This window comes from Paenibacillus sp. 01L418, assembly GCF_056400045.1.
This window is the reverse complement of sequence record NZ_JBFTSN010000528.1, coordinates 1-3,876: the sequence shown is the minus strand read 5'-3', so window position 1 is coordinate 3,876 and position 3,876 is coordinate 1. Positions and strand designations below refer to the sequence as shown.

2 protein-coding genes are annotated in these 3,876 nt (G+C 48.4%); both read left to right on the top strand.

Features of this window, described 5'->3' with window-relative positions; all coding sequences use genetic code 11:
• A partial coding sequence (gene mutS, locus AC1DSE_RS31990) for a DNA mismatch repair protein MutS (protein WP_477528815.1) occupies positions 1 to 2,310 on the top strand: 2,310 nt, incomplete at its 5' end.
• 27 nt (positions 2,311 to 2,337) lie between these two features.
• Positions 2,338 to 3,876: DNA mismatch repair endonuclease MutL (mutL, locus tag AC1DSE_RS31985; RefSeq protein WP_477528814.1), on the top strand; the 1,539-nt coding region annotated here is incomplete at its 3' end.

Here is a 3,876-nt window from a genome sequence, read left to right as displayed (position 1 = left end):
GTTCGCTCCCAAGGCTTGTTCGGGCTTTCGGCTTGTGATTTATCGACAGGTGAGCTTTATGTAACCTCATTCCAAGAACATGTCGAAGCGCTGATTGATGAAATAAATGTTTATCAGCCATCGGAGCTGGTCGGGGACAAGGAATTGCTTGATCGTGTTCAGTCTGCAGCCGTGTGGAATAAGCAGCTGCTGCTAACGGCCCGCGAGCCAATGAATGCGGAGAAGCTTACTGAGCAGTTCGGAGAGAAGGAGCTTGCCAAAATATCTGGAGCACGGCTGCTGGCGGTAAGTGTACTTACGGGTTATTTGGACGAAACACAAAAACGCTCACTTGGACATGTACGTTCGATAACGAGCTATGAACCAAATCAATATATGATTTTGGATCACTATACACGTAGAAATTTGGAGCTAACCGAGACGGTTCGCGATCGCAACAAGAAGGGCTCGCTTTTATGGCTGCTTGATCGTACACAAACGTCAATGGGAGCGCGGCTTCTGCGCCGCTGGATCGACAAACCGTTATTAAATAGCGCTGCCGTTGAAGCTCGATTGGATGCAGTGGAGACCTTATATCTTAATTTAATTTTGAGAGATGACATACGCTCAGAGCTTCAGCCTATTTACGATCTTGAACGGCTTGTCGGCAGAGTAGCTTTTGGCAGCGCAAACGGGCGCGACTTAAATGCACTTCGCAGTTCGCTTCGCCGCATTCCGCAATTGACTGCTTTGTGTGAACAGTCTGGCTCAGAGGTCCTCAAAGCACTTGTGGATGGGACGGACAATTGCTCCGATTTAGCTGATCTGATTGAAACCGTGTTAGTCGACGATCCTCCAGTTACCATTAGAGAGGGCGGACTAATCCGAGCTGGCTATGATGACTATTTGGATCAGCTGCGCGAGGCAAGCACGAACGGCAAAAAATGGCTGGCTGAGCTCGAACGTCAAGAGCGCGAGGCAACAGGCATTAAAAATTTAAAAATCGGCTATAACCGCATTTTTGGCTATTACTTAGAAGTTTCTAAAGCAAATTTATCAAGCTTGCCTGAAGGCAGATATGAGCGCAAGCAAACATTGGCAAATGCCGAGCGATTTGTAACTCCTGAGCTCAAAGAGAAAGAGCGGCTGATTCTCGAAGCAGAGGATAAAATGGTCGATTTGGAGCATGAGCGTTTCGTCGAGCTTCGTGATCATTTATCTCAACATCTTCATCGGCTGCAGAAGGCCGCTGCCATTATCGCTGAGCTTGATGTTTACCAATCGCTGGCAACGGTCAGCGCTGAACGTCGATTTTCACGTCCGCGCGTGACTGAAAATTATGATCTGCACATAGAGGATGGAAAACATCCAGTCGTAGAGGCGATGATGGATGGTACGCCATTTATTTCTAATGGTACTGCGCTCCATAAGGACGAGCAGTGGATGCTCCTGATCACAGGGCCTAATATGGCTGGTAAAAGCACATACATGCGCCAAGTCGCACTCATTTGCATCATGGCTCAGATGGGCTGTTTTGTTCCTGCTAAGTCAGCGGTTATTCCGTTAATTGATCGCATTTTTACACGAATCGGTGCGGCTGACGATCTTATCGGCGGACAAAGCACCTTCATGGTTGAGATGAAGGATATCCAGCTAATGACGGATAAAGCAACGGCGAACAGCCTTGTTATCATTGATGAGCTGGGCAGAGGCACCTCAACGGGTGAAGGAATGGCAATCGCACAAGCGGTTATTGAGTACGTCCACCATCATATTGGATGCAAAGCACTGGTATCCACGCATTTCCATGAGCTGGCGCATCTCGAGGAATCTTTGCCATCTTTGACAAACGCACGTATGGCGGTTGAGGAAAGCGGCGATAATGTAACGTTTCTGCGAAAGCTGATTCCAGGTGCCGCAAGCACTAGTTACGGAATTTACTGTGCACAGCTTGCTGGATTGCCGCAATCGATCATTGGACGAGCGTATGAGCTGCTAGATGAGACAATAGCGCACGAAGCTCCAAAAGCAACAGCTGGCATTGAAAGTGCTGTTTCTAGCAATCGTTTCACTTACCCAGTACCGGAGGACTCTTCAGTGTTTTCCAATACTAGCACTCATAATGAGCGAGTTAAGGAAACTAGTGCAATGGTACAGCTATCGATTTTTGATGAGCCAGCAGCTGCTGTGGAAGCAGAGCCCGTGCGGAAGAAAGCGAATCCGAAAGCGGAGCAGCTGGCGGATCAATTGCGCAAGCTCGATTTGTTTAATTTGACGCCAATGCAAGCTATGCAGTGGCTTAACGATATGAAATCGAAATTAAATGACTAGTTTCGTGAAAGGGGGAACAGCAACGTCATGGCAAAAATTAATATATTGGACGAGCAGCTAGCCAACCAAATAGCCGCAGGAGAAGTGGTAGAGCGGCCTGCTTCAGTCGTCAAAGAGCTTGTTGAGAATGCGGTAGACGCTGGCAGTACAACGGTCGATATTATGATTGAAGAGGGCGGCTTATCGCTTATAAAGGTCATCGACAACGGCTACGGCATAGAGGCAGCCGATATCGTAACCGCATTTCAGCGGCATGCGACGAGCAAAATCTCTACAGCAAGCGACTTGTTCCGTATTGCGAGCCTAGGCTTTCGCGGAGAAGCGCTGCCGAGTATTGCAGCTGTTTCGAGGCTGCAGTGCRCCTCTTCGGAAACGTCGACAGGACTTGCTCGCCGGATTGTGATAGAGGGCGGCAAGGTTACCATTGATGAACCAGCAAATGCGCCGCAGGGCACGGAAATGACCGTGCGGGATTTATTTTACAATACACCTGCGCGCCTTAAATATATGAAGGCAATTCAGACGGAGCTTGGACATATTTCTGACTATATTAACCGAATTGCGCTTGCTCATCCGGGCATTGCATTTATGTTCAAACATAACGGGAATGTACTGCTTCGTACGCTCGGAACTGGCGATCGACTTCAGGTCATTGCAGCCGTTTATGGCTCAAATACGGCGAAGGTGATGCTCAAGATCGAAGCAGAAACTTCAGATTACGAGCTGAGCGGCTATATCTCGAAGCCGGAGCTCACACGTGCGAATCGAAATGGGATTACTGCAATCGTTAATGGACGTTACATTCGCAGTCATACGATTAATCAGTCTTTGCTGCAGGCTTATCATACGCTGCTGCCGATCAATCGTTTTCCGCTTGCGATATTAGAAATAGGAATGCATCCAAGCTTGCTCGACGTAAACGTTCATCCATCCAAAATGGAGGTCAGGTTCAGTAAAGAACCGGAGCTTCGTACGATGATAGAGGATGCGATTAAAGCGGTGTTAGGTCGCCAGCGGCATATACCGGGCCCTGAAACAAGCAATAAGCTGGAGCGTTCAAAGCCATTGTTCGTTCAAGATGCGATTTCTTTCCATCGCCCTGAGCCCATGGCGGAATCGTTTAAGCCTTACCAACCAACAGCGACAAATAAGACTTCATCGACGCCTTATAAGCCGCCGGTTATTGATCGGGAATATGTTCCTAGGAATGCGGCAGAGAAGCTTTATGCTCCTCCTCCAACGTTTCCTATTGACAACTTTACTGTCCGTGAAGCTCCCACGCATATGGAGCAAGCGTCTAAAGATTCGGATTCTAATCTAAAATCACTTGAAACAGCCTTAGACACTGATTCGTTACAGAACGCTGCTCAAGAAGCCGCTGTGACCCTTGAATTCGCTGAGGCTCGAGCTTACCAGGCGGATGTGCCGCAAGAGAACCTTTTTGATGAGGTGCAGGCGCCAGTAGTTCAAGCCATGATCGCCGAGCTGCCATCAGAAGAAGAAACAGTAGAGGATCAACCATCCTTTCCTGAGCTTCACTGGATTGGACAGCACCATGGCACCTAC